Genomic DNA, 25,377 nt, shown 5'->3' with positions numbered 1-25,377 from the left:
GTGTCGCACCTGCGCCTCGTCCCCGATTCCCCGCCGCCCGCGCCCGAGCCCGAGATGCCCCGGGCCTACGCGCCGCCCCCGGCGCCGGCCCGGCTTCCCTCGGCGGCGTTCCATTCCCATGGGCGCCGCCTCGCGCCGTCCCGGTCGGAACCCGACAAGCCGGTTCCGCCTCCAGGCGGGCGGGCGCACATCACGGCATGCTGGGACGACCTCGACGTCGAGGAAGCGGTTCTCGCCGGGTTGGAGCGCCTCACCCGCGGGCGAGAGCTTAAGGACGAGATGGGCCGTGCCATCGAACGCAACGAGATCCAGCGCCACGCCGGCCTGCGCGCGGCGGGGCTCGCCGGCCTTCAGGCGCGGATCAAGCCCCACCTCAGCGGCAGCCATCCATGGGTCGAGCAGGCCCGCGAGCTCGTCGAGCGCCTCGCCGCCGAGGAGGCCTATTGGATCTCGGTCGAGGGGAGGCGCCGGTGACGACGTCGCACGCCGAATACGCCCGGACCTGCCTTGAGCGCGACGACGACGGCCCGCCGCCCGGCCTGCGCATCCTGTCCGAGCGCCGGCTCGTCGCCCGCGTGGCGCACGACTGCGACGGCTGCAACGAGGCCGGCGGCATCCGGCCGGATGTCCCGTACGCGCAAGTCGTAGAGCTCGAAGGCAGGCGTTTCGCCATCCGCCGGTACTGCCTCAACGGCCGCTGCCGGCCGGATGACGAGCCCGTCCCGCCACGCAGGTCGGAACCCGAATGGGCCCCCGACGAGCTTCCCTTCTGAACCTTCCCCGCAACCCCGGTTTCCCCGAGCGGACCATGGACTACATCGACGAACTTCGTGACGGCGCTGGCGAGCACTTCAAGGAGTGGCTCCGCGCCCTCGCCGCGGGGGAACCATCCGCCCGTGCGGCCGCATGGGGCCTGCGCCTCAGCCTCGGCGGCCTATCGCCTGCCGACGCCCTGGTGCGCGTCGCCGAGGGCATGGAGCGATATGCCGGCCATCATCGCGTCCTCTACGCCGCGGCCGTAGCGGGCGGCCCGTACGACGACGCCGACGCCATCGAATCGGTGATGGAGACCGTCGAGGCCATCCTGTCCGACCTGGCGCTGCCGAAGTTGGCTCACGAGGCGACCCGGGTCGCGCGCATCGTTAAGCGCATCCGCCGGGGCGACTGGTCCGAGGTTGACATCTCCTGGCTCCAGGAGCGCGCAGCCCTGATGTCGGACGCCGAGATCCTGAGCATGGCGCCCTTCGACGGCGAGCGCCTCACGGAGATCTCCCGCCACGTCGCGCGGGCCTCGACGCCCCAGGTCGACCACTGGACGCGCCGGGAGATCCCCGTGGGGCAGCGGCACCTCGTCCTGCGGGAGTCCCTGCGCGGCCGGGAGCATGCGACGCGGCACTCGCTGCTGTCGGCGTATCTCCACGTCGTCGCCGGCGACGGGGGCGCGACGGAGTTTTTGTCGGCCTGCGACGAGCACGTCGCCCTGGCAAGTTAACTACTTCTTAACCAAACCAGAGACATCCACTTGCATCCGGCGCCCGGATGTAGCGTTAATGATTGACGACAAGAGTCTTGGCGGGCGCCCTCGCGCCCCCTGGACTTCCCGATGTTTGACGCCTTTTCTCCTGCGCATGGGGCAACCCGCCCCGCGTGGGACTTTCGTCATGGGAAATGGAAAGGTGTTCGGGCCGGTATGGCCTGACAAGGGCCTGGAGCAGGCCAAGACTCAGTGGGCGAAGGGGGAAAAGGCCCTCGGGCTGCGCCCCCTCGCGGTGGGGTGGTACGTCCTCCGCCACCTGCAGGAGCGCGACGTCCGCAACTTGCGTCGCGCCATGAAGATCGCGGCGCGCGACGAGGACGATGAGTGGAACATCGACCTCGGGAATGCCGGCTACGGGCTGACGGTAGTCGAGGGCCAGGCCATCACGACGGAACACCTCGCCCTGATGCTCGAATACCTGGCCATGGCCAGGGTCGAGACGCAGATGGACGCGGATGACTGGTACAACATCCTCCGGGGCGCCTTCGGGCAGGGGCGTGCCTTCGAGGTGGCGCGCATCTACGCCCGTGCGACCGGCCTGGACGACAAGATCCTCTTCCACGAGCTGATCGGCGACGAGATGCGCGAGCGCCTGCGCGTGCAGCGCCAGGTGCTCATCGATTCGGGCTATCCGGCCCCGGTGGCATACGCCCGGCCGGCGCTGCACCGGTACCGGCCGGACGCGCCCGAGCTCGCCGAGCCGGCGCAAGAGCAGATGCCCCTGTTCGGGGGCATCGAGGGCGCAGCCCGGGAGGACGGGGGCGGCGAGGGCTAGTCCCCCTCGGCCTCCAGGGCACGGGCGAGCCGGATCTCCTCCGGCTCCTCGGCCACGCCGGCAAGGCGCTCGCGGATCTCGTCGAGCGTCACCGGCCGGTAGGCCCACGCGTCCACGCCGACGTCGCAGGACTGCCGGGTCGGCGGCAGCGTCCCGTGCGTGTGCCCGTAGAGGTGGAGGGCGCCGCGCCAGACGCCCGGCCAAGCCCGCGCCGCATAGTGGCAGAGGAACAGGCGCTGCCCGTCCACCGTCACCTGGACGAGGTCGTGCTGGCTCGACCACGGCAGGTCGAGCACCCGCTTAGCGTCGTGGTTCCCCCGCACGAGATGCTTGACCCCGTGCAGCCGGGCGAAGATCGCGGCGCACTCCGCCGGGCTCGAACCCATGGCGAAGTCGCCGAGGTGCCAGACGGTGTCGCGCGGGCCGACGACGGCGTTCCAGGCGTCTACCAGGTCGCGGTTCATCTCGGCGACGTCGGCGAACGGCCGGTTGCACATGCCGATGACGCCGCGGTGGCCGAAGTGGTGGTCGGCGGTGAAGAAGGTTCGGTTGGTCATGAAGGCAGCCTCCGGTCTGGGGGCTGCCGCCGCGCGGTCACGCCCCGGGATGGGTCTCGGTCGGGTAGGGGCGTATGCTCGGTTTCACGGGTCGCTCCATCGCGTCGGTGTCCCGGGATCGCAGCTCGGGAATCCCCCGGTCAAGCGTCGTCGCCCGACACGGTTAACGGAAATCCAGGCCGGTCGGGCGGCCTGCGGCCCCCGAGCTCGGCGAACCTCGCCCGGCACCAGGGCAGATATTTTCCCGGGCGCCTGGCGTGCCACGGCGCCGGCCACCGGCACCGGACAAGGGCGGCTAGGACGTCCTCGGGGGTCGCCCGTGGCCCGAGGCGCGCGGTCAGCCTCTCGACGCAGTAATCCCCCCGCCGCCCCGGGCACCAGGGGCAGACGAGCCGCACCCGCCGGTAGGGGAACTCGCCCAAGCACCGCGGTACCCGCATCCTGCCCCCCGTCGACCCGATCCTTCCGTTCACTATCTGTTCGCTTTGGCGAAGGGGTCAATGCCGAGCCCGCTCGATGTCGGGCGAGTTATCCCGGGTCCGTCGCTGCCGGCGCGTCCTTCGCGGCCCGCTTCCGCTGCCGGTGCGTGCGGCCCTCCGCGTACTGCGCCGCCGCCACTTTCCGCAGCCGCGCCTTGTCCGCCTCGGGGTCGACGCCGCGCTGCTCGGCCCGGCGCCGGACGAGCTCGGCCTTGAGCTCCTCCCTTGGCAGGAGGACGGCGGCCGCGGCGGCTGGCTCCAGAAACCGCTCCCACGCCTCCATGACCGGCTTCTTGAACCCGAGGAGCTCCGCCTCGGTGTAGCGCCTGGTCATTCCGTTCGCTTGCCGGACGGTCTCAGTCTCGTCGCTGTGGTCGAGGATGTAGCCGACGAGGGCCACGTGGACGCCACCCCGCTCCTGAACGGTCGACGAGAGGCCGCGGCGCAGGTCGTGCGGCGAGCTCTTCGAGCCCGGGATGGCGGTGATGGTGTGCGTGAGCGTGTCCTCGGCGATGTGGCCCATGGGCCGATTCGAGCCCACTTTCGCCGGGCGTTGTTGCGGGAAGGCCCATCGCTGGTCCTCGCCGTATTCCAGGCGGTGCCACGCCAGGTAGGCCGTGAACGGGCCCCACGCGGCAGGCGGCAGGGGGATGACGTGCTCCTTGCCCTTCTTGCCGCTGGGCTTCCGGTGCCAGCACCGCCACAGCCCCCAGCCTGGCTCGCCATCCCATGGCTCGAAGTCATCGCGGTAGGCCGTGACGATGGACATGCGGCGCTGCCCCGTCCAAGCTGTTAGCTGCACCGCCGTGCCGACGGCGGGATTCAGCACGCCGCACCGCGCCGTGGCCAGGATGAGGGCGCATTCATCCAGAGGCGGGAAATGCTGCCGCCCCTTCACGCCGACGAGCCTGGGCGCCTTCAGCCGGTCCATGTCCGTCGTCTTGATGCCCGAGGCTCGCTCACGGTCGGGAGTACGCATCCACCGCCATAGCATGCGGACCTTCCTGACGACGTCGGCGGCCTGGGTACGCTTGCCCGCCTTCCGGAGCTCCTCGACTTCCTGTGCGATGCTGGAAGGGGTGATGTCGACGACCGCCTTGTCGTCGAACGCCCTCAGCGTCGGGCATCGGAGCGTCTTGCGATAGTTGTCGACCGTCGCCTGCGCGTAGACTCCCTCGCTGCACTCTGCCTGCGCCCACGATAGGTAGGCCTCGCAGGCCTGCGCGTAGCTCCACGTCGTCACCGGCGCCTGCCGGGGCATGACCTCGGGGACGTAGGGCCCCGCATCGGCGGTCTTGCCCTTCTTGCGCGCGTCGACGTGCAGGAAGGCTTGGCGCTTGAGCTCGATCCATTCCTCGCTCGGCACGCCGTTGCCCGTCGCGACATGCGAGAGGATGGCGGTGCAGACCAACCTGGCGTGCGCCAGGCTCCATGCGTCCGCGCGCCCGATCCGGACGCGGTACTCCCGTCCGGCGTGCTGGACCCGGGCGAAGTATGTCGGGCCGCGGGGCTGGACGCGGAGGCGGAGCCCCTGGTGCCGGATGTCTGTGATCTCGGTGGTCCCCTTCAGTTCTCCGGACCTCCACAACTCCATGAGCTCGGCTACGACATTGTCGTGGAGCGGCATCTTGTGCGACCGGTTCTTCGGTTCCGGCTTCGGCGGCGCCGGCGCCCAGGCCGTCCCGGCGAGCGCATCCTCCACGGGGACCGGCGCCGGGGGAGGTCCTCCGCCCCATACCGACGCTGCGCTCTTCCGCTTCCTTCCCATGGCCGGCCGTCCGAGTTCGCCTCTTCCGGCCGATTCGTAACTCGGACGGTATTCGGACGGCCAGGGACTTCGTCCACCGGCAAAACGGGGATCCACCGCCAAAACCGTATCACCCCCCTGGGCTTGGCGTTTTCGACCCCTCTCCAAGGGGGAAAGTGCGAGGTAGCGGAAACGCTTGACCGCGGGCCGAACCCGTGGCTTTTGGGGGTCGTTGGCGCCAGACTCCGTAGCTCAGCTGGATAGAGCAGCCGCCTTCTAAGCGGCAGGTCGTAGGTTCGAGCCCTACCGGGGTCGCCACTGAAACTCACAGTATATCAATGAGTTGGCGCCTTTCCGAAGGCTCTAGGCCAGCCCCATCAGGGCAACGGAACGGGAACGAAAAGCGTCGAAAGCTCCCGATCGCCGCGCAAGGTCCCGAAAAGCCTCCCGAAGGATGTTCTGCGGACGTTCTTCCATGGCGTTGCCCACCCGGTTAGGCAGTGGGATGCAAACTGCTTCACCCACCATCCCACCCACCGTCCTCGAATGGTCCCGCGGCCTCGCCAGCCTGTCGCCCGGCGTCCCGCCCTGTGTGGAGGGGTTCGGCGGCGGCGCAGATGGCTCTTGGAACCATCCAGATCCGGAGTCGTGGCCGAGCAAGCCTCCGCAGCTTCGGTGCACCCTGGCAACGCGCAACGCCCCAGGAGAAACTCCTGGGGCGCCGTCTGGCAAAGCGGCCAGTTGATCAGGGGCTGGGGACGCTCCGCCAAACCTCGCTGGTGGTCACTTAGTACGAGCCGAACTTGTAGTTGACTCCGGCGCGCACCACCGCGAACTCGTCCGAGCGGCGACGGTTGGCGATGGCCACCGCGGCTACGTCGGCGTCGCTGACCCGGTAGGTACGGCCTCCCACCACCGCGAACGCGCCGTTCAAGCCCGTACCGCGGTCGAGGTTGACGTACAGGCCCTCGACCCGGATCGTCACGGCCGACGACCGGAAGAAGTTCAGGAAGGAGTCGTTCGGCAGGGCGTACTCAATGCCGCCGCCCGCGGTCCAGCCGGTCTTGAAGTCGTTGTTGGACCCGTTCGGCAGGCCGAAGTCGCGCCCGCCGCCCGAGCCGTAGGCGAAGCCGCCGGTCCCGTACAGGAGGGTGCGGTCCCAGGCGTAGCCGAGGCGGCCGCGCACCGTGCCGAAGAAGTCGAGGCCCGACAGGCCGTTCGGATTGAACACCAACGCGCCCGGGTTCAAGCCCGGCGTGAAGGCGAAGCGGTTGCGGTCGCGGCCGAAGTCGACGTACTGGGCGTCGGCCTCGAAGCCGATCACGACGCCGCGGCCGGGTGTGAACTGGTAGTTGTAGCCGATCTGGCCGCCGCCCGAGAAGCCGTCGATGCTGTTGCGGCCGCCGAAAGCCACAACGCCTGTGGCCGGGACGAGCACGCCCCCAGCGTTTGCCAGGAACAGGCTGGTGGCCGGGGTCGCACCCCGACCGACCCCGATGACCGTGGCGGTGTTGTTCTGGTTGGAGGCGTCGAAGCCGTAGCCGAGGTTGAAGCCGGCGTAGAACCCCGTCCAGGTGAAGAGCGGCAGCGGTGGCGGCGCTTGGCGGGGCAGATCGGCGGCAGACGCAACGCCCGACAGGAGTGCGGAAGCCACGCTGGTGAGCAAGAGCCTTCTGATCATCTGGTCCTATTCCCTTTCGCAGGAGCTGCAAGTTCCCCGTTCGTGGGAGCCGCGGGTCAATCACAGCGCTGATGGCCACACACTGGATAGTGCAATCATACAACTCTGACCATTAATTCGAAGGACAAATGAGATTAATTGGCATATTTCGATGAAGATTTGCAGCAAGTTGCTGATTTACAACATATATAAAAGATATTAAAAGAGCAAAAAAATCTCCATCAACCTTGCGGTTGTGGAGATAGTTTGCTGAAGCTACAGATTTCCAGGACCAGTCCGGAAATCTTCGTCTTTATGAAACCAGAATTTAAACAATTATTCAAGAAATTTTTTTACTTTTTCTGATAAAAATGAAGAAACTATGCCAATCAGATTGATTGATGCCTCTAATCACCATACCAGAGACAAGGTTCGTTTCGCTCAACGCTGGATGTGCCTGCATCCACCCCGTCGGCGCTGGTGCCGATTGGTCAGGCAATCTGGCTAAAGGCATCCATGTCCGCGCGCTCACGGCATGGCACATGCCTCCAGTCCCACTTGAGCTGGCAGCTTTGACCAGCGGTGGATTGGCGTCTCGATATCCAGCTCTGCCAAGCACTCAAGCTGCTTGACGACCCAGCCGCATCGATGCGGCAGCAGTTGCCACGCGGAATATTGCGATGATTTATGCACCGTCGCTCCTGTGCGAATAGGGCGACAGGCTATCAAGCGTCGCATTGCCGCCCGCTACATTTGTTAAGCTGGCGATGCCAACGGCGAAGTAACACGTTAGGAGCGGCTTAAGGCGCATTGCGCGGGCAAGGCCGGCCACCCAATAGGCTCTGGATCTCACGAGGTGCCTGGCAACCAGCGGGCATAACCGAGCGATTTCTGCGCTGCACACCACCCGGCCGATGCGAATAGCCTGCTGCACCCCGAATAACCCGCGCACCGGCCACGAAGAGAGAAGCCACAGCCCGCGCCAGCCGCGTGGAAAGCTCTCCGAAGCAACAGGATGGCCGCCCCTGCTTTCGAAGCCGCATAGTCCGGCCGCTCCATTTCGCGCGGGTGGCTGATCCGCCTCAGGGCACCGCCGTGTTCAAGCCCGCATACGATCGGCTACGAGATACGGCTGCCATCCCACCGACCGTCCTCGAATGGTCCTGCGGCCTCGCCAGCCTCTCCCTCGGCGTTCCGCCCTGTCCGGGACTCCGCCCCGACGAATGGCCGAGACGCACCGGCGCTGCGGCGAGTTCGTCGAGCGGTGGGGGATGCAGGCGCACGCTGCGGGGTGGGACACGCTGCGGCTGTTCGGCGTCGGCCCGAAGACTGGCACGATGCGCGGTGATTTCTGCGGGATCCTCATGCCCCTCTCGGTCGACGTGCACGAGGTCACGCCCGAGTATCAAGCTCGGGAAGTGGACGGCGTACCGGCACGAGCCGGTGGAAGATGCCGGGCATGGTGCCGATCTGGGAGTTCAAGCAATGACCGGCGGCGAGGCATACAGGGCGAAGCTCATCACCGACGACGCGCTCGACGCGGCGATCGCGGCCTATCTCGCTGATCCGTCGAAGCCGGTCGTGCTGGAGATCGGGAATGGCAGCCTCGACGTCGCCGCGGCCGTCCTGGCGAACGCCTACAGCACGGAGGTGCTGGCGCGGGACGGCGTGACGGCGCCGCAGCGGCGGAATGCGGTGAAGACAGCTATCCTGCTGGCGCCGGTCGGATGAGCCCGGTCGCCTACGTCGTCTTCACGGCGGCCCTGGCGCTGGCATGCGCGGCTGCCGCCATCGTGGCGTTGTGGCGAGCGGCGCAGCGCCTCCACGGCAGGGGCCGCCGATGTCACATACGCCCGCTGACCCTGAACCCTCGACGTCATCATCCGCGAGTTGCACGAGCCGATGCACCTGAGCAATCCAGGCTGCCGGGCTTGGGAGGATCTCGGTCCAGCCGATCCCGTGAAGCCGGCCTGATCCGGCTGGCGCGCGAGAAGGCGTACGAGTTCATCCCTGAGCGAGGACGACCAAGGCAAAACCCGATCAGCTTGACTACGGAGGGGGCTGCTTTCGACCCCACTCGGACATTCCGGCGGCGTCCGCGCAATCCATGCTGCTGACCCCTTGCAGACCTTCAAGCCTGCTGGCTCACGCGTCCGTTTGGTAAGAAGAAGCGGACCTTCCTGCATTGGTCACAGTATCAAAATGTCGTGTTCAGTCACGCTGCTGCTATCCCAAGAAGACGACTCGTTTCTGCAATCATGTCTCGCTCGACGGTGCAGGCTCGTCCCTCGGTGGATAGCCGAACATCGCCTTGTAAGCACGGCTGAACGCTGCTTCGGACTCGTAGCCGACGCGTAGCGCGACCTCGCCGACACGTGCCTCGCGGGCGACCAGCATGTCCCGGGCAAGCGTGAGCCGCCACTCGTTCTGGTAGCGCAGGGGCGAGCGTCCGACGAGGGCTGTGAACCGCTCGCAGAAGCTCGACCGGGACATGCCAGCTGCGTCGGCCAGGGCCTCGACGCCCCAGCGCGGCAGCGGTCGCTCGTGCATGGCCTTCAGCGCTCGGGCGATGCGGGCGTCGGACAGCCCTCCCAGCCATCCGGTGGTGCCCCCCCGCTGCACCCAGGTCCGTAGGGTGCGGATGACGATGACGTCGATGATCCGTGAGATCATCAGGGCCGCGCCGGGCTCGTCGTCGGTCACCTCGACCATCAGGAAGGGCACGATGCCGTCGAGCCACCCGGCTCCCTCGGCGCTCCGGATATGGATGCGCCCGGGAAGGGCCGAGATCATGCCGCGAAGACTGTGGGGATCGAACCAGAACCGGCAGACGATCACCGATGCGTGCGAGGCGGATGCCACCAGCCGGGATCCTCCGAGCCCGCGGGGCAGAAGCACGAGGTCGCCCGTGTCGATCACGACACGCTCCCCACCCTCGTCCTCGACGTCGAGCGAGCCGTCGGCGACCACGAGGACGTGGGCGGCCCCGGCCTCCAGGTCCAAGCTCGCCGACCGCGCGACGGCGTACGGCCGGACATAGTCCCCGGTGAGCCGAATCTGCGCCAGCACGTGCGAGAGCAGGTCGCCGGAGACGCCGCCCGGTCCGCCGTCCGGAAGAACGGTCAAGTTTTCCAGTGATCCGGTCATGGGTGCCATCGGCGTCCGATCGTAAACCTGCCTTCCGAAGCGACGCGCATCTCTCTGAAAAGACGCTGCTTTCACGAAGCTCGGCGTGCGAAGCGCCGGGTCCGCCGCGTGATGGCCCGTCGCCCCGATCCCCCACGGAACTCGGGTTTGCCCAAGTTCCGCATCCTCCGCCGCGCCGCGCACCCGAAGGGAAAGCCGATGACGACCATCCAACAATCCGGCCGTGACGCTTCGCGCTGGCTGAGCTCCTATTACTTCCTCCGTGCCGGGGTGTCAGTCGGCTGGGTCGCGGCGTCGTTCACCATCGGCAGGACCGTGCCGCCGGCCGCGGCGGCGCTCCTGGTCGCCTATCCCGCCTGGGACGCCGTCGCGAACGTCATCGATGCGCGCCGCAACGGCGGCTTCATCGCCAATCCCAGCCAGGTCCTCAACGCGGCGGCCAGCACCTTCGTCGCCGTCGCGGTGGCGGTCGCGCTCGGATGGGGTCTGCACGCGGTGCTGTCGGTGTTCGGGGTCTGGGCGATCCTCTCCGGCCTGCTCCAGCTCGCGACCGCCGTGCGGCGCTGGCAGGCCGGCGCCCAGTGGGCAATGGCGCTGAGCGGCGCGCAGTCGGCCCTCGCGGGTACCCACTTCATCGTCAAGGCGAACGGTGCCGCGACGCCCGAGATCACGGACATTGCGCCCTACGCGGCGTTCGGTGCCTTCTACTTCCTGGTCTCGGCCGTGTGGTTGACCGTTGCGCGGGTGCGGAGAGGAGCGACGGAACGGACCGCGTGATCCGGCGCGGCGAAGCGGGCCGTGCGTGCTGAGGGCTACTTCCTCGTCCGCAGCCCGACGTCGTCCTGCAATCTGGAGACGGTATCGATGCGCCATTCCTGCACCCGGCCGGTGGCTTGGAAAGGGCGGCGCACTGCCGGGTCGGTATCATGCGGTCGCATTCACCAGATGGTCCGACACGGTCGCGATGAATGCACGAAGACGCTGCAGGCGCCGTAGGTCCCGGTGATACCCCATCCAGATGTCTCGCGCCGGCGGCGGCGTCGGCATGTCCAGGTTGCGAATCCCCGGGATCTGATCGCCGACTACGCGCGGCAGGACGGCGATGCCGACGCCCTGCCTGCACATGCGCCCCTGGACGTTGCGGTTGTTCGATCGCAGGACCGGTCTCGCGTTCGGGAAGCACTCGATGAGCCACGCGATGTCGGGAAAATGACCCGTCGATGTGTCGTGGGTGATCAGCCGGAAGCCGGTCCCGTCGCCAAAAGTGGGATCGGGCGCCTCCTCGGCGATGTAGACGCCGTATTCGAGCCTGAAGAGCCGCCGCTGAACGACATCCGCCGTGTCGAACGGAACGATGCGAAAAGCGACGTCCGCCTCTCGCTGCGCCAGGTTGAACAGGCGCGTGCCTGTCAGGATCTCGACGTCGACATGGGGGTAGGCCTTCGTGAAATCCGCCAGGATCGGAGGGAGGACATAGGCCCCGAACCAGTCCGCCGACGAAATACGCAGGCTGCCTTTGAGATTCTGTTCCCGCCCCGCGAGTCGGCGCTGCATGGCCAGCGCGCCTTCTTCCATCTGCTCGGCCAGCGCAATGATCCCGTGGCCCTCGTCGGTCAGAACGAGACCGTCCGCCGTGCGCTGGAAGAGCGTGTGACCTATTGCCTGCTCGAGGGCGCGCAGGCGCCGGCCGACGGTCGGGTGGCTCGTCTGGAGGGAACGCGCGGCGCCGCCGAGCGTGCCGGATCGCGCGATGGCAAGAAAGATTCTGACGTCACTCCACTCCATCGCGACCACCCGTACGAAAATGAACGTGGAAAGTACAGTCATGTCAGTTAAAGAACAAATCTAAGCATCTAGATTGGCGTCATCGCCGGGGGAAGCGTCCTTCCGCGGATCCTCCCGACCCACGAGGGCGGTCGCCCGGGCTCCCATCCGAACGACAGGAGACAGATCATGCAGATCGGGTTCATCGGCCTCGGCAGCATGGGCTCGGCGATGGCCCTGAACCTGGTGAAGGCCGGCCACGACGTGCGGGCCTGGAACCGGAGCAAGGTCGCTCAGGACAGCGTTCCCGGCGTGACGCTGGTCGAGCTCCCGGCGGATGCCTTCGACGCCGACGCAGTCTTCACGATGCTGTCCGACGACCCGGCCATCCGGGAGGTGATACTCGATGCCGGCCTGCTGGCGAGCGCGCGACCAGGGCTGACGCACATCGTCACGTCGACGATCTCGGTCACTTTCGCGCGGGACCTGGAGCGCCTGCACGAAGAGGCGGGCCTCGGCTACGTGTCCGCACCGGTCCTCGGTCGGCCGAACGTCGCGGCGCGCGGCCAGCTCAACATCCTGGCGGCCGGGAAGGCCGAGGCCGTCGCGGCCATCGAGCCGCTGCTCGCCCTCCTCAGCAAGAAGGTCTGGAAACTGGGGGAGGACCCCGCCCGGGCGAATGCGGCGAAGCTCGCCTGCAACATGATGATCGCCATGGCCATCGAGGCGATGGCCGAGGGGATCGTGCTGACCGAGAGCGTCGGCCTCGACCGTGCGGATTTCTTCGAACTCATCCTGGCCACCCTGTTCTCGGGCCGCGCCTACGAGAGCTACAGCGCGCAGATCGCGGAACGGTCATTTGAGCCCGGTTTCAAAGCCAGGCTCGCCCTCAAGGACATGCGCCTGGCGACCGCGGCCGGCAACGCGATCGGACGCACGCTCCCGATGCTGGAAGCCGTCCGCGAGGGGCTCGGCAAAGCAGTCTCGGCGGGCCTCGGTGAGAAGGACTGGTCGATCATCGCCGAGATGACTGTTCGCGGCGGCAGCGTGGCGTCGCTCGAAACGACGACGGAGAAGACGCAATGAAAACCTGGCTCATCACCGGCTGCTCGAGCGGCTTCGGCCGCCGTCTTGCCCTGGCCGCGGCACAGCGCGGCGATCAGGTCGTCGCGACCGCGCGCACCGTCCGGTCGATCGAAGAGATGGCGGCCCCCTTCGCGAGCCGCTTGATCGCGCTGCCGCTCGACGTGACGGATGCGGCGGCCGCGAGGTCAGCGGTAGCGAAGGCCGTCGAGACCTTCGGCGGGTTCGACGTGCTCGTGAACAATGCCGGCTACGGGCTGTACGGCGCGATCGAGGAAGGCACGCCCGAGGAATATCGGCCGATGTTCGAGGTGAACGTCTTCGGCCTGATCGAGACGACCCGAGCCGCCCTGCCCGTCCTGCGGCGCAGGGGCGGGACGATCGTCAACATGTCCTCCGGCGCCGGCATCGCGGGCGGTGGCGGAGGGGGCTACTACAATGCCGCCAAGTTCGCGGTGGAAGGCGTGTCTGAGGCGCTCGCGGGCGAGTTGAAGCCCTTCGGCATCCGCGTGCTGATTGTCGAGCCCGGGCCGTTCCGCACCGATTTCCTCGGCCGCTCGATCACCATGGCCGCGAAGGAGATGCCGGACTACGCGGCGAGCTCGCGCAGGCACTATCGCGAGACCAGCGACGGCAACCAAGCCGGCGATCCCGACAAGGCCGTTGCGGTGATCCTGCGGGCGGTCGACGCCGACGATGCGCCGCTTCACCTGCCGCTCGGCCCGGTCGCGCACGCGATTGCCGAGCGGAAGCTGGCTTCCTTCCGCGGCGACATCGACGCCTGGCGTGAGATCTCGATCGCCATGGATTTCGACCAGCCCTGAGCGCCGGCCGCCCACGCTGCTCCAACCCCACCATCCGACCGGAGTGCGATCATGATCGCAACCTTGCAGGGATTCACCCAGCAACTCGTGCCGGCGAACGGCATCAAGCTCAACGCGGTCACCGGGGGCGCAGGCCCGCCGATCCTTCTGCTTCACGGCTGGCCCGAAACCTGGTGGGAATGGCACCACGTGATGCCGCTGCTAGCCGAGCATTTCAGCGTGGTGGCCATCGACCTGCGCGGCGCGGGCTTCTCCGACTGTCCTCTCGACGGCTACGACAAGGCGACAATGGCGCGCGATGCGCACGAGGTCATGGCCGCCCTCGGGCATGGGCGCTACGCGGTGTGCGGGCACGATATTGGCGGCATGGTGGCGCTGCCACAGGCTGCGATCTACCGGGAGGCGGTCACGCACCTGGCCGTGCTCGACGTGCCGCTTCCCGGCTGGACCGGATGGGAGACGACGACCGCGAGACTCTGGCACTTTGGTTTCCACATGAACCGGGACCTGCCCGAGCGCCTGATCCACGGCCGCGAATATGACTACGTATCGGCTTTCATGGCCGAGCGGTTCTACGATCACAGCACCTTCGATCCGGCGGATATCGAGATCTACGCGAAGGCGATGGCGCTTCCCGGCCGCACCCGCGGCGGCATGGAATGGTATCGCACTCTCGCCGCCGATCACGCGGCTGCCCTCGCGTACAAAAAGCGGCCGCTCGCGATCCCGGTGCTAGGCCTCGGCGGAGATCGGCGCTTCGGCGCGCAGATGGTGCCGATGCTGCGAGAGTTCGCCAGCCATGTGACGGGCGGCGCGATCGCGCGGTGCAGCCACTATGTCGCCGATGAGCGGCCGCACGATGTCGCAGCCGCCCTGATCGATTTCCTCAAAGCCACCTAAAAGCCGGCGCCCGCGGGAGATTGCGGGCCAAGCCGGCCGCGGCCCTCCGGGCAGAGCCCGTTCGTGAAGCGGCGGTCGATCGACCCAGCCGAGAGAGGAGACTGTCATGTCCGCACCCGTCATCCGCGGCGTCAATCATATCGGCATCACGGTGCCCGACATTGAGGCGGCAAAATCGTTCCTGGTGGACGCCTTCGGCGGCCAGGTGATCTACCAGTCCTTCGGACCGCAGGATCCGCCGCGGCAGGGACCGGACTTCGAGCAGGCGGTCGGCGCATTACCCGGAACGGTCGTTCGCGCCCAGGCGATGGTCAAAATCGGCACCGGAGCCGACATCGAGCTGTTCGAGATGCACGGCCCCGAACAGGCCCCGCCGATCCGGGCGAGCGACTTCGGCCTCACGCATTTCGCGCTCTACACCGACGATATCGACGCGTCGGTTGCGCGCTTCGAGAGGGCCGGCGGCACGCCCCTGACCGCGCCGCGCGCCATTCCCTACGCGACCGAAAAAGGTCCGGGGAACAAGGTCTGCTACTGCCGAATGCCCTGGGGCACGACGATCGAATTTATCACCACACCCGCCCGCATGGCCTATCACGACCAGACGGATCTGCGGAGATGGCAGGACGAGGACTGAGCAGGGCGCGAGAAGGGAGCCGTATCAGTTCAGTCGCTGCGATGCCGTGACGGTGTCGGACGATCCGGCGAGCGCGCAGCCGCGACGGCTGGCATGCCGGATCGACCGCGCCGGCCGTCACTCCTTCCGGGCGAGCTCGACCTTCTCTAGCCTGTGCCTCATGCCGCGATGCGCTCCCAGCGGCGAAGTTCGTAGGACTTCAGGGGCGCGTAAACCACCGAGAGTATCGGACAGGCGGCGAGAGCTTGCCTAGGCCTCGGGGCCACAAACCGGGCCAGAACCACGTCGGCTCAAAGCCATACTCCAGAGCGGGTCGGCCCGAACGGCAGACGGCCGCACGATGCGACTGCGGCACGTCGAATGCTGAGACGTGGAGGTGGGCCGACCGGAGCTGTACCGGCTCCATTATTGCGAACTCAGCAGGTCCTATGGGTCAAGCTTAAGCGAGCGGATGGAGGCTGAAGCAGGGCCGGTGAGATCGAAAGGTCCGCTGCCGGATGACGTGCGGCCGTAGAAGTAACTCCAAACGGAGGTCCGGAAGTGGCGCGATACAGCCGCTCGGCATCGACCAGCCGAACCGCCGCTTCCCACCCATAGCAGCGGTTGCGCCACCAATGTGAAGGCGGGCTCACTGAACGGCTGCGCTCACCATCGGCACATCGCTCACCCGCGTGGTGAACCGCGGCGAGCGCATCTCGAACTTGGTCGACCAGGCGCGCTTCTCGACCAAACCAGCCCTCGCCGGCACGACGGAACCACGTCCGAATCGGCTGTTGCAGGCATCCATCGCCGCCATCAGCGCACCTGACTTCTCCCGGTCGAGGGCCCCGAACAGCGGGCGGGGGGCCCCGTCGAGCGGCACCAGATCCTTCGTGACGAGCCCGGCCTTGCTGTAGCGCCAGGGCGTCGGCCCCTGCTCCTTCCAGGTCTTCGCCACGCCATGAAGGGCAGCCTGGATGAGGTGGCGGCTGTCGTTCGTCGCTTCGGGCAGGTGCACGACGGTCGAGACCGAGCGCATCGGGTCACCGCGGTCGTGTTCGCTGGTGTGGTAGAAGACCGTCACGGCCGAGACCGCGAGCCCGTCGCGCCGCAGCTTCTCGCCCAGCCGCGTGGCATGCGCTGCCACCGCCTGCTCGAGCACCGTCCGCTCCGTGATGCGGGACGAGAACGAGCGGGTCACCGCGCAGCCCTTGCGCCTGGCCGGTACGATCTCGAGCGGCAAGCAGGCGCGGCCGAGCAGCTCATGGATGATCCGCTCGCCCACCACCGTGAGCGACTGGCGGGCTGGCCGGGGGTCGAGGTCGCGCAGATCCGCCACCGTGTCGACGCCCATGGCGGTCAGCCGGGCCAGCGAGGCGCGCCCGATGCCCCAGACCTCGCCCACCGAAATCCCAACCATCCAGGCGGCGCGCTCCGCCTCGTCGGATAGGTCGCACACGCCCCCGAGCTCGGGCACCGTCTTGGCAATGTGGTTGGCGAGCTTGGCGAGCGTCTTCGTCGGCCCGATCCCGACGCAGGTCGGCAGCCCGGTCCACTGCCGCACCGTGGAGCGCAGGTCCCGCGCCAGCGCAACCCGGTCACGCTCGCGCACATCGGACAGATCAAGGAAGCTCTCGTCGATCGAGTAGATTTCCACGTCCGGCGCGAACTGCCGATAGACCGTGTTGGCCCGGGCCGACATGTCGCCGTAGAGGGCGTAGTTCGAGGAGAAGACGCGCACCTTCTGCCGGCAGCACAGGTCGCGGATCTTGAAGAAGGGCTCGCCCATGCGGATGCCGAGCGCCTTGGCCTCGGCGGTCCGCGCGATGGCGCAGCCGTCGTTGTTCGAGAGCACGATCACCGGCACGCCCGTGAGCTTCGGATCGAACACGCGCTCGCAGGAGCAGTAGAAGCTGTTGCCGTCGATCAGCGCGATCGCCCGGCTCATCGCGCGACGCTCGCCCGAGCCTTCACGTGGTGCCAGCGCACCGAGAACAGCAGCACGCCCCAGAGCAGGCCTTCCTCGAGATCCTCGACGGCGAAGTCCTGATCCATCTCCGGGTTGTCGAACGTGAGCGCCAGCCGGTTGCCGGTCATCACCAGGCGCTTGAGGCTCATCTCGCCGTTGACCACTGCGACCACAACCGCACCGGAGGAGGGCGAGAGCGAGCGGTCGACCACAGCCAGATCCTCGTCGTGGATGCCGGCGCCCTTCATGCACCAGCCGCGCACGCGCCAGATGAAGGTGGCGGGCGGGTTCGGCATGGTCAGCCCCCAGCGGAGTGGTCCGCCCTGAAGTATGGCTCTGAGCCGACGGAGGACGGACGCGATGGGAACGAAGAAGCACAAGCCGGAAGAGGTCGTGACCAAGCTGCGGCAGGTGGACGTGCTGGTCTCGCAGGGGCAGAGCGTGGCTGATGCGATCCGGGCGATCGGCGTGACGGAGGTCACCTACTATCGTTGGCGCAAGGAGTTCGGCGGGCTGAAGTCCGACCAGGTGCGCCGGATGAAGGAGCTGGAGACCGAGAACCAGCGGCTGCGCAAGGCGATCGCAGATCTCACGCTCGACAAGCTGATCCTGCAGGAGGCCGCCCGGGGAAACTTCTGAGCCCCGCGCGCCGGCGCGCCTGCATCGAGCATGTCCGGACCGTGCTGACGGTCTCCGAGCGGCGCGCCTGTCGCGCGCTCGGGCAGCATCGCTCGACGCAGCGCAAGGTGCCGCGGGGGAGAGACGACGAGGCGGCGCTGCTCGCCGACTTGATTGAGCTGGCGCGCCGGTACGGCCGCTACGGCTACCGCAAGATCGCCGCCCTGCTGCGGGCGGCGGGCTGGCTGGTCAACGACAAGCGGGTCGAGCGGCTGTGGCGGCAGGAGGGGCTCAAGGTGCCGGCTCGCCAGCCCAAGAAGGGTCGGTTGTGGGACGGGGATGGCTCCTGTGTCCGGCTGCGGCCCGAGCACCGCGATCATGTCTGGTCCTACGACTTCGTCGAGGCGCGCACGCATGACGGGCGCAAGGTCCGCCTGCTGAACGTCATCGACGAGTTCACCCGCGAGTGCCTGGCCATCCGGGTGGCGCGCAAGCTCAAGGCCCCGGACGTGATCGATGTGCTCTCGGACTTGTTCATCCTGCGTGGCGTACCTGCGCACGTTCGCTCTGACAATGGGCCGGAGTTCATCGCACAATCTGTGCAGAAGTGGATCGCCGCCGTGGGCGCAAAGACGGCCTATATCACGCCTGGCTCACCGTGGGAGAACGGCTACATCGAGAGCTTCAACGCGAGGCTACGGGACGAGTTGCTGAACGGGGAGATCTTCTACTCGCTGCGGGAGGCGCAGATCCTGATCGAGAGCTGGAGGAGACACTACAACGGAGTTCGGCCGCACGCCTCGCTCGGCTATCGCCCGCCGGCCCCGGAGGTGTTCGTGCCGGCCTTGCCCGCTTGGCCGGCTGCGCTCGCCCGACCGGCTCCGCCGGCCAAGCTACCCGTGGTGGAAAGGCCCACGGTCCACTAACATTCCACTCGGGCCACCTCGTGGGGGCTGATCAGGCACGAGCCAGCGCGGCAGCTCCAGGGCGCCCTCGATGAAGTCCTCGGCGGGGCTCGGGAAGCCGGCACACAGGGTCGGGAGCATGAACGGAACCCGCACGAGCCCGCCCGCATCCGCCGCCTGTGCACCGACCCGATAGAGACTAACGCGCGCCCTCCGTTTTAGAACGAAAAGAGAACAAACAGGCAGAAGGTTCCCGGTCAAGGCCGAGCTTCGGGCCTGTGCGGATCGGGGATGGTGCGTTCAGGAAATCGTGATAGGGATGCGGACGACCTTCATGGTGCAGACTTTCGAGGTGCACCGGGAGCGGCTTCGGCCGGGCCGCCGCCGGGACGTATCGCCGACGGAGAGCGGCACGCTCAGGCAGACTGAAGCAATAGATCAGCCTCAGTACCGAGCAGGGGATCGAGCTTGTACAAGGTAACAGGAACCGACCCGACTGGCCGCGCGCTGTCCTTCGCCTGCGGCACGGACTTGCAGGCGCTCGACAAGGTCCGGGAGTTGGCGGCGCGCGGCTTCCGCGACATCTCGGTTGCTGACCCTAAAGGGCAGCAGACAAGCGGGACTGCGTTCGAGCGCTCCGTGGGCCTGGAGTACGACTGACACCCGCCGAGCCTACGCCTTCGCGGTCGTTTGCGTAAGCTTGGCCAATGGAACTAGGCATGTGAAAGATTTGCCGTGTTGCTCCATCGATCGATGCGACTCGGCACGCATCAGATCATGATAAGACGGTGTGGTCAGAATGTCGACGCGATCACCCCAGGTGAAGAGGTGGTGGGTAAGTTCGAGCAGACCACCGGCTTTGAAGCGGACTGATAGGCCACAACCGAAGGACGCGCTTGCCGGGCACGTCGATGAGCTCCTCGCCCGCCGGGACGCCGGCGAGGAGCCGGAGGGGCTCCTACTCGCGGAAGCCTTCGCGGTCGAGGCGAATGCCATGGCCGCGCCCTGCCGACAGCGCCGCGGCACCCTACAGGCGCGCCGCCGTGCCTCCCTGTGATACCCTCGCGCCTTGGCATCGACACGTCGATGCCAAGGCGTCCGGCGCATCAGCGCCGACGCTCGTTCGGGCTTGCCTTGCGCCTCCAAACGAGGCCGTTCGGATGCGCGGCGGTATCAAATGAAACTAGATCAAAGTTTAAATTTAACCCCCTCCTGGCCTCCTTGTGGACCGAGCGGACCCGTAATAACGTCGATATATACTTTAGTGTCGACCAGCCAGATAGCCATTTCACCAGCACGGCCATTTATTTCTGGTATCCAGGCCGCAACTGCTGGGCCACAATCTCGGTAGAGGCCGAATTTCTGAAACTCGGCTAAGCGAAGCCCCATCCAGGGCATTGATGCCGGGCCTCGCCAGTTTGCGACGGAGCCTGGCAAGGTCAGAGCCCCGAAATCCGGCTCTCTGCCTTGCGCATCCGTCCATTTGCCGGCTGAAAGGCCCCCGATCGCCACGAAGCAATGCTGTTCCGTCCGCCCGCCCGTTCGTGAACCTCCCCAATATCGGAGATTGTCGATGGTGAGAGGATGGGAGCCATACTTGTCATCAAGTGCCTGCATCAGCTGACGCAGGTCGAACGCCCCCATGCCACCGAAGAGGTAGCGGCCGACTGCGAGCACCCGCCCACCGGATCGGCTGGGCTCAGTCACCAATGCCACGTATTGCTTCAAATCCTTCGATACGAAGACCTGTGCATGGGCGAAGGCGAGTGGTGGTGAGCCAGGAGGCGGGGTGAGCGTGAGCCGGTGCTCGATCTCCATGGCTGATTGCACGATTGCCTCAGCCTCCGCGACATCCATCCCGAGCTTTACCCCCAGGACGTCGTAGGGGGCGGTCGGCCGTACCGGTGGCGGCGCGGCCGGGGAGGCCGGAGCGGCCGTGGCCGGGGCGGTGGTCAGGCCGGCAGGAGGAATGGCGGGAGGTGAAAGGGCCGCGCTTTCTCCGACAGGACGCTCGACCGGAATTGTCGCCAGCAGCCGCCGTCTCTGGACGGCTGTCTGACCGCTCCACCAGCGCAGTTCGGTTGGGGTTGCCGCGAGCGCCAGCCGCAGCGGCTGGCCTGGCCGCGGCTCCCGTGCGACGATCCGCAGGTCCACGTCCATGTAGAGCCGATACTCGATCTGATCGGAACCGGTCAGGCGCGGCGCGGGCAGGTCCGGCACGTACAGGTACATGTCGTGGTTTTCGGTATTGACGGTTCCCCTCCAGAACGCGAGCACACCTCCCTTGAAGTACGGCGCGCCCCCATCCGGCACTTCGTATCGCATGGGATGTGTGTACATGCCGTAATAAAGCTTCATGAATTGATCTTTATCGAAACCGAAATGAGCCATAATCGGCATAAAATTTGATGATTTTCCAAACTGCATTGCGCTACCGGACGGATTCGGGAACCAAAGTACGGTTGCCTTCATGGGTAGTGCGTCTCGGCGTAACTCGTTCCAGCGCCTGAAAGACGGGAGAAAGCGGGTAATGTCAGCTTCCGTCGGGCGACGATAGTTCCTCGGGAAGAAGCGGCCCCACGCCGGCTCGGTTGCGCCATTGTACGGATCGTTCGTGTTTTCGATCTCCCAGCGGCCGAGGAGGTGCGAACGGAGCGCGTCGTCGTCCGGCTCTCCACCAGCCTCCCTCTGAAGAAGGAGGTAGAGCGTATCCCGATCCATAGGAACGCGCGTTGGACGAGCAGCGAGACTCACTTGGTCCTTCCGGCCCGTCGCTGGGCTGGCTTGCACCGTCCCGGCGCTGACTTGCAAGAGGATGCGGTTGGGCTCCCGGGGATGCATGACAAGGATGCCGACGATCTGCACGGTCAGACTGGCCGCCGCCGTGGTGTCGCTATCCCGGCGCTCCGCGCTCACCTCCTGGACACGGAACACCGCCCGGAACTCCCGTGAGCTATTTCCGGCGACCATCGGCTTGGCGAGGCGTGGATCGACGGGAAGTTTGATCAGGGTCTCCGGATTGGCGATCTCGATCGTGAGGCTGTTGGTACTCGGCGAAGGCAGGTTCTGCGGCACGGCCGTGCCTACCCTCCAAGTTCGCATGCCGAAGGAGCCCCCGTCGTACTCGCCGAGCGTGAGATTTCCGGGCAGATGGAAGGGCCTGCCATTCTCGGGCGTGCCGTTCGCAATCGCGGTTTTGAGACGGTCGACGAGCGCAGGCCGATCGAATTCGTTGGTGTTGCGGACCGCGTGCGAGGAGAGGACCGCGGCTTGCGCGAAATCCGCTCCGGCGCCGGCGCGCGCCGCGACTCCGATCAGCCCCCAGCTGTTGAGCGGGGTGGCGGTCATCGCATCACCCGAGCCGAGAGGGTCGACTTCCTTGACCGGTGCCCGGTATCGCTCGACCGCCCCGGAGAGTCCGTCAATACGTCGGGTCATGGCGGCATCCTCGAAGAAGGTCAGGGCCTCGAACCGGGCGCTCAGCGGCCCCCGGATCAGTTGCGCGGAATAAGGACTGGTCTCGCTGAGCGTGCCGACATCCCGCTCGGGAGCCGCCGGTCGGCCGCCGGTCAGTTCGAGGTCGAGAGCGGCGTAGATGCGGGCGATGCCGTCGCCCGTCGGAGTGCCAAGCTGGCGCCAGCGTGCGATCAGGGCACGTGCCCGCTCCTGCTCGAGTGGAATGCGTGTGGGCAGCTTGACGATATCCGACGTCGTCTGCCAATCAGGAAAAAGCCGCGGGAGGTACATGCCTCCTGGCGCGGATCCGCCGCCGTCGAGTTGCATCCCGACCTGGAGCGCGGACGTCTGGAAATCGTAATCGACGATCCGGACCGGCACCGCCATCCGCACCTTGACGGGCATCCTGGGTGCGGCCGCGATGAGGCGGGGCAGGTGCTCGCGACCGAAACGCTCGATGATGTCCTTGCGCCGGAACGGGTTCCCGCTCACCTCGCGCAGCAGAGCGTTGTCAGGCCGTCCACCGAAGAGGCCCGCAATCTCGCGCGGGCTGAGATAGCGACGCGCGAGTTCGTGCACGGCCGGCAGGGTGCCGGCGAGCCTCGGCTCCGCCGCGAGTGCTTGCAGTTGCAGGGGCTTGAGGAAAGGATCGACGCTGTCCGATCTGTAATCGCTGCGCCACGCCACGAACAGGCGGTCCCCTGCTGTGGGCACCCCGAAGGCCTTCCACGTGTCGATCGCTGGAGTGCCCCCGCCGACCCGCGGCAACGGCGGCGGCTCAAGGGCACCACCGACCGCAATCTGGCCGATCCGCACACCGAACCGCTGGCCTTTGATTCGCGGCGGGAGGTGGACGGAAACGTCCATGACCTTGGCTGCTGCCGTTGGCCCGCTCGACCCCGAATCTGCCCTCGATTGGAAGTCTCGCAGCGCGATGCGCGTAACGACCTGCACGTAGCGCATGTTGCCGAGATCGCGCGTCAGCGTTTGTGCCGTCTCGACGTCCATCTTGAGCAGAGATGCATCCGGCATCTCATCGAGCTTCGCGACGATGGGCGGACCAGACCCGATATACTCGTTGCCGGTGTCGCTCAGGCCCGTAGCTCCCTGGAGCAGGAAGCCGCCGCGGGCCCTGTCGTAGGGAGGAAGGGGGACCAGGCGGACGCGAGCGATCGTGAGCGGGGCCACCGTAGCCTGGGCCGTGAGGAACTGCTTTAGCTCATCCATGACCGCATCGCGGTCAAATTCGGTGCCGTTCGCGTAGCGCCTATCAAGCGCTACCATTTGCGGACCGGTCCAGGCGGCTCTCGTCTCGCGTGCGAAGGAGTTGAGCCACATCGCCATGATCCGGCGGTCATCGAGCACCGAAGGCTGCGCAGCGACGATGCGCCGGATGATCTCTCGGCGGAACACCGACTCGTCCTCACCAAACCAATGGGTTCCGCCGGGCCATTCGTAGACTGGTTGGCTCGTGCTGGCGGGGAGCGAGGCCGGCTGGGCGGAGCTTGCCGCGGGTGCACGATCGAGCCGTTGCGCTATCGCGAGAGAAGGCGGCGATGAAGACGTGGCGGTCGGCGAGTGGCGTATGGCCACGCCGCCCGTCGCGGACCGAGCGCCCAGCCCCCGGTCGTAAATGTTATCCGAAATTTGATGGCGCTCATCTGATAGAGCTAAACTAAGATTTGTACTCGCCATCATGAAGAGCGCGAGCAGCATGATTTTACATAGGAGAGTGTCAACGCGGGTTCGATGTACCGCGTAAGAGGGTATCGGCCGCGCATGATTTTTCTGGATGTGGGGCACGCACATTCCAGCAGCTCCATCTGTTAACAGATGCGAGCGCCGCCCATCCTAGAACAGACGACGCCATACCTATAATAAATGTAAATCAATTCAGATTTGAATATTGCAAAATTTAAGGCGCGATTTTTCATCCAATAGTATTAGATGGCAGCGTCGTTTGTATGAATTGATTGAGCAGATGGCCCCGACGGACGGCATTAGCCCGTGGCGCCGGCCTGCCGAGCGTCCAGGCCTGAGGTTCTCATCGATCTTGGTGCGGCCGAGGGTGGCCTTGGCCTTGGCGAGTCCGGCTAGAGCGCTGTGCGATCGGCCTGCAACGGCCAAGTTGGTTAGGGCGTTGGCTGGGTGAAGGAGCCAGCGATGACCTCACCCTTGTCCGTCGATCTGCGTGAGCGTGTGGTGTCCGCTGTCATAGCGGGTGCGTCCTGCCGCCAAGCTGGCGAGCGGTTCGGTGTCAGCGCCGCCAGCGTCAGTCGCTGGCATGCCCGTCATCTCCGGGACGGCCACGTCCGGCCCAAGCCGATGGGCGGCGACCAGCGCTCGCACGTCATCGAGGCTCACGCCTCGCGGATCCTGAGGCTGTGCGAGAAGCGCGGCAACATCGTGCTGTCGGAACTGCGCGACGCCTTGGCCGAGCAGGGCGTCACCTCCAGCACCAGCAGCCTGTCGCGCTTCCTGGCCCGCCATCGCATCACCCGTAAAAAGGGGCGCTCCACGCCGCCGAGCAGGACCGTCCGGACGTAGCGGAGGCCCGCCAGGCGTGGTTCGAGGGCCAACTCGATCTCGATCCGGACCGTCTGGTGTTCATCGACGAGACGGCGGCCTCAACCCGGATGGCGCGCCGCTATGGCTGGGCCCCGCGCGGCCAGCGCTGTCGCCTGCCGATGCCGTGCGGGCACTACAAGACCACCACTATCACGGCGGCTCTGCGCACGAGCGGCCTGACGGCAACGGCGATCTTCGAGGGGGCCACCAACGGCCGGCGCTTCCTGGACTACGTCACCGACACTCTGGTCCCGGCGCTCCGGCCAGGCGACACGGTGATCCTCGACAACCTCCAGGCCCACAAGGTGGCGGGCGTGCGCGAGGCCATCGCGGCGGCCGGCGCGCGGGTGGTGTACCTGCCGCCCTACAGCCCGGAGTTCAATCCGATCGAGCAGGCCTTCGCCAAGCTCAAGACGTTGCTGCGCACCGAGGCCGCGCGCACGGTAAAAGCGCTGCAGGACGCGATCCAGCAAGCCTTCGCCGCCTTCGCGCCGCAGGAGTGCCGCAACTACATCAATGCACCCGGATACCAGAATGACTGCTACGTTTCAGACTGATCGGGCGACGCTCTAGATGGTGGCCAGCGAACATCGGGCCCGAACTGGTCGGCTTCGCGAGGGGCGCTCACTATTGCGCCCGCACCTGCTGATGTCGTGGCCGCCGTTTCCAGGTCCGCTTCCTCCCACTGAGCGGACTCCTGGGCTGGGACGATTGAGAGTCTGAAAGGGGGTCAGCAGCATGGATTGCGCGAGCGCCGCTGGAATATGCGAGT

21 protein-coding genes, 1 tRNA gene and 1 pseudogene are annotated in these 25,377 nt (G+C 66.7%); 14 read left to right on the top strand and 9 right to left on the bottom strand.

All coding sequences use genetic code 11. The features are described from left to right. From DA075_RS27845 to DA075_RS27830, 4 genes are all read left to right on the top strand, one after another. Positions 1–474: a hypothetical protein gene (locus tag DA075_RS27845; RefSeq protein ID WP_099955988.1), complete on the top strand. Its 474-nt coding sequence runs from the start codon at positions 1–3 to the stop codon at positions 472–474. Further along, positions 471–773, top strand: a complete 303-nt coding sequence (locus DA075_RS27840; protein WP_099955987.1) for a hypothetical protein — start codon at positions 471–473, stop codon at positions 771–773. Before DA075_RS27845 ends, DA075_RS27840 begins: the two co-directional genes overlap by 4 nt. 35 nt (positions 774–808) lie before the next feature. After that, positions 809–1,492: a hypothetical protein gene (locus DA075_RS27835; protein WP_099955986.1), complete on the top strand. Its 684-nt coding sequence runs from the start codon at positions 809–811 to the stop codon at positions 1,490–1,492. 169 nt (positions 1,493–1,661) lie between these two features. Next, entirely contained in the window at positions 1,662–2,312 is a 651-nt protein-coding gene (locus DA075_RS27830) for a hypothetical protein (protein WP_123834460.1), read from the top strand. On the opposite strand, the gene DA075_RS27825 is transcribed toward DA075_RS27830, so the two are convergent. Together DA075_RS27825 and DA075_RS27820 are read right to left on the bottom strand one after the other, a co-directional pair. After that, a complete protein-coding gene (locus DA075_RS27825; protein WP_099955984.1) occupies positions 2,309–2,869 on the bottom strand; it encodes a metallophosphoesterase family protein in 561 nt (186 codons plus the stop codon). The two genes, DA075_RS27830 and DA075_RS27825, sit on opposite strands and share 4 nt — an antisense overlap. Positions 2,870–3,397: 528 nt before the next feature. Further along, positions 3,398–5,050 carry an integrase family protein gene (locus tag DA075_RS27820; RefSeq protein ID WP_099955983.1) on the bottom strand — a complete coding sequence of 551 codons (1,653 nt, stop codon included), beginning with the start codon at positions 5,048–5,050 and terminating at the stop codon, positions 3,398–3,400. Between the two features lie 286 nt (positions 5,051–5,336). Here DA075_RS27820 and DA075_RS27815 point away from each other — a divergent pair. Then, positions 5,337–5,413, top strand: a tRNA-Arg gene (locus DA075_RS27815). Between the two features lie 469 nt (positions 5,414–5,882). Here the strand turns inward: DA075_RS27815 and DA075_RS27805 are convergent. Beyond that, positions 5,883–6,776 carry an outer membrane protein gene (locus DA075_RS27805; protein WP_099955981.1) on the bottom strand — a complete coding sequence of 298 codons (894 nt, stop codon included), beginning with the start codon at positions 6,774–6,776 and terminating at the stop codon, positions 5,883–5,885. Positions 6,777–8,240: 1,464 nt separating this feature from the next. On the opposite strand from DA075_RS27805, the gene DA075_RS27800 reads away from it, so the two are divergent. Beyond that, a complete protein-coding gene (locus DA075_RS27800) occupies positions 8,241–8,486 on the top strand; it encodes a hypothetical protein (protein ID WP_099956854.1) in 246 nt (81 codons plus the stop codon). 525 nt (positions 8,487–9,011) lie between these two features. On the opposite strand, the gene DA075_RS27795 is transcribed toward DA075_RS27800, so the two are convergent. Continuing rightward, complete coding sequence (locus tag DA075_RS27795) at positions 9,012–9,902, bottom strand: AraC family transcriptional regulator (RefSeq protein WP_099955980.1); 891 nt, start codon at positions 9,900–9,902, stop codon at positions 9,012–9,014. 198 nt (positions 9,903–10,100) lie between these two features. On the opposite strand from DA075_RS27795, the gene DA075_RS27790 reads away from it, so the two are divergent. Then, entirely contained in the window at positions 10,101–10,679 is a 579-nt protein-coding gene (locus tag DA075_RS27790) for a DUF308 domain-containing protein (RefSeq protein WP_099956853.1), read from the top strand. A gap of 147 nt (positions 10,680–10,826) precedes the next feature. Here the strand turns inward: DA075_RS27790 and DA075_RS27785 are convergent, their stop codons facing one another. Further along, positions 10,827–11,687, bottom strand: coding sequence for a LysR family transcriptional regulator (locus DA075_RS27785; RefSeq protein ID WP_099956852.1), 861 nt, complete (start codon positions 11,685–11,687; stop codon positions 10,827–10,829). A 168-nt stretch (positions 11,688–11,855) separates the two neighbouring features. Between DA075_RS27785 and DA075_RS27780 the strand changes: the two genes are divergently transcribed. From DA075_RS27780 to DA075_RS27765, 4 genes are all read left to right on the top strand, one after another. After that, entirely contained in the window at positions 11,856–12,752 is an 897-nt protein-coding gene (locus DA075_RS27780) for an NAD(P)-dependent oxidoreductase (RefSeq protein ID WP_099955979.1), read from the top strand. Next, the gene (locus DA075_RS27775; RefSeq protein ID WP_099955978.1) at positions 12,749–13,573 is read left to right on the top strand and encodes an oxidoreductase; all 825 of its coding nucleotides are present in this window, start codon (positions 12,749–12,751) and stop codon (positions 13,571–13,573) included. The genes DA075_RS27780 and DA075_RS27775 overlap by 4 nt, the downstream gene beginning before the upstream one ends. A 51-nt stretch (positions 13,574–13,624) precedes the next feature. Then, positions 13,625–14,473 carry an alpha/beta fold hydrolase gene (locus DA075_RS27770; RefSeq protein ID WP_099955977.1) on the top strand — a complete coding sequence of 283 codons (849 nt, stop codon included), beginning with the start codon at positions 13,625–13,627 and terminating at the stop codon, positions 14,471–14,473. Positions 14,474–14,579: 106 nt separating this feature from the next. Continuing rightward, entirely contained in the window at positions 14,580–15,110 is a 531-nt protein-coding gene (locus tag DA075_RS27765) for a VOC family protein (protein WP_099955976.1), read from the top strand. Between the two features lie 628 nt (positions 15,111–15,738). On the opposite strand, the gene DA075_RS27760 is transcribed toward DA075_RS27765, so the two are convergent. Next, positions 15,739–17,037, bottom strand: a complete 1,299-nt coding sequence (locus DA075_RS27760; RefSeq protein ID WP_099955975.1) for a Y-family DNA polymerase — start codon at positions 17,035–17,037, stop codon at positions 15,739–15,741. After that, complete coding sequence (locus DA075_RS27755) at positions 17,034–17,354, bottom strand: LexA family protein (protein WP_099955974.1); 321 nt, start codon at positions 17,352–17,354, stop codon at positions 17,034–17,036. The genes DA075_RS27760 and DA075_RS27755 overlap by 4 nt, the downstream gene beginning before the upstream one ends. A 64-nt stretch (positions 17,355–17,418) precedes the next feature. On the opposite strand from DA075_RS27755, the gene DA075_RS27750 reads away from it, so the two are divergent. Continuing rightward, positions 17,419–18,602 (top strand): IS3 family transposase gene (locus DA075_RS27750; protein ID WP_099954489.1). Its coding sequence is split into 2 segments (ribosomal slippage): positions 17,419–17,683 and positions 17,683–18,602, totalling 1,185 coding nucleotides; the frame shifts between segments, so codons are not numbered across the junction. A gap of 24 nt (positions 18,603–18,626) precedes the next feature. Here DA075_RS27750 and DA075_RS37785 read toward each other — a convergent pair. Continuing rightward, a pseudogene (locus DA075_RS37785) lies at positions 18,627–18,737 on the bottom strand (LexA family protein); the annotation flags it as partial. Positions 18,738–19,049: 312 nt separating this feature from the next. Here DA075_RS37785 and DA075_RS27740 point away from each other — a divergent pair. Continuing rightward, on the top strand, positions 19,050–19,241 hold the full coding sequence (locus DA075_RS27740; RefSeq protein WP_099955973.1) for a hypothetical protein: 192 nt from the start codon (positions 19,050–19,052) through the stop codon (positions 19,239–19,241). A gap of 528 nt (positions 19,242–19,769) precedes the next feature. Here DA075_RS27740 and DA075_RS27730 read toward each other — a convergent pair. Beyond that, positions 19,770–23,753, bottom strand: a complete 3,984-nt coding sequence (locus tag DA075_RS27730; RefSeq protein ID WP_123834458.1) for a hypothetical protein — start codon at positions 23,751–23,753, stop codon at positions 19,770–19,772. A gap of 447 nt (positions 23,754–24,200) precedes the next feature. Here DA075_RS27730 and DA075_RS27725 point away from each other — a divergent pair. Further along, positions 24,201–25,162 (top strand): IS630 family transposase gene (locus DA075_RS27725; protein ID WP_099955970.1). Its coding sequence is split into 2 segments (ribosomal slippage): positions 24,201–24,546 and positions 24,546–25,162, totalling 963 coding nucleotides; the frame shifts between segments, so codons are not numbered across the junction. The last annotated feature ends 215 nt before the right edge of the window (positions 25,163–25,377 follow it).

The organism is Methylobacterium currus, from assembly GCF_003058325.1.
GTDB lineage: Bacteria > Pseudomonadota > Alphaproteobacteria > Rhizobiales > Beijerinckiaceae > Methylobacterium > Methylobacterium currus.
Note: the sequence above shows the minus strand (reverse complement) of the source record. Positions and strands in the feature narration are given on the sequence as shown.